General features: G+C 52.0%; 1 protein-coding gene. It reads left to right on the top strand.

The features are described from left to right. The coding region (locus AC0L3D_RS36680) for a M24 family metallopeptidase (protein WP_473647531.1) at nucleotides 1–1,209 on the top strand (1,209 nt) is incomplete at its 5' end.

The raw sequence follows: 1,209 nt of genomic DNA on the forward strand, positions 1-1,209 counted from the left end.
ACCAGCATTCGCGCAAAAAGGTGGGTGAAAATGCGTATTCTGCATTTTTCTGAAGAAGAGTACCGGTTACGTCTTCGGCGTGTAAAAGAACGCATGCAGTCAGAGGAAATAGATGTACTGATTGTAACAGAGCCAGCAAACATCTACTATTTGTCCGGATATGACGCGTGGTCGTTCTATACGCCTCAAGCTCTACTGGTTTTTCAAGAAAATGAACTGCCTGTGTGGATCGTTCGAAGAGTTGACGCTCAGACGTCGAATGTCACCACTTACCTTCCAGATGACCATATCATTCCGTACCCAGACATCTACGTGAATTCTCGTGAGAGACATGCTGCACAGTTTATGGCAGCGGTCATTTTGAAAGAGGCGCCGACTGCGAAGATTGTCGGCGTTGAGATGGGAGCCTTCTATTATACTGCGCGCGATCACGCTGAATTTCAGAAGGCAATGCCCAACGTCTGTCTGAAAGACGCTGAGCTCCTGGTGAACTGGGTGCGTTATGTGAAAAGTAGCCAAGAGATCGCCTATATGCGTCAAGCTGGCGAAATTACTGAGCGCATGATGAGACGTGCAGTTGAGATCGCTGCGCCGGGTGTAAGGGAGTGTGATGTAGCTGCAGCCATCTATCATGCTCAAATGTCCGGTACCGAGGCGTTCGGTGGCCTTCCAGCGACAAGTCCGCCGCACATGGGCTTCGGAATTCGCGCTGCTGAGGCTCATCCGATTTTCACCGATCGCCCTATCGACGCCAATTCGGTCGCGAACATTGAATTGTCAGGGTGTCGATTGCGTTATCATGCGCCGATGAGTCGAACGATCTACTTCGGGAAGCCGCCGCAGAGCTACCGGGATCTGGCTTCGTATGTGATCGAGGGAATAGAGGCTTCATTGGCGGTCGTTCGCCCTGGCGCAACCTGTCAGGACATAGAGCTTGCCTGGCGAAAGACGATTAGCGCTTACGGCATCGAGAAAGAAACTCGCTTGGGCTACACTATAGGAGTTGGTTTCACCCCAACGTGGTCAGAGCGTACCGCAAGTATCCGCCGTGGAGACTTGACCATGCTTGAGCCCGGGGCAGCGTTCCACTTAATGGCAGGCCTCTGGCTAAAAGACACCGGTATTACGATCACACAATCGTTCATTGTTACCGAGCGCGGCCACGAGCCGCTCACACGAATGCCTCGTGAACTGATTGTCAAAGACTAG

This window comes from Mesorhizobium sp. WSM4837 (assembly GCF_055811435.1).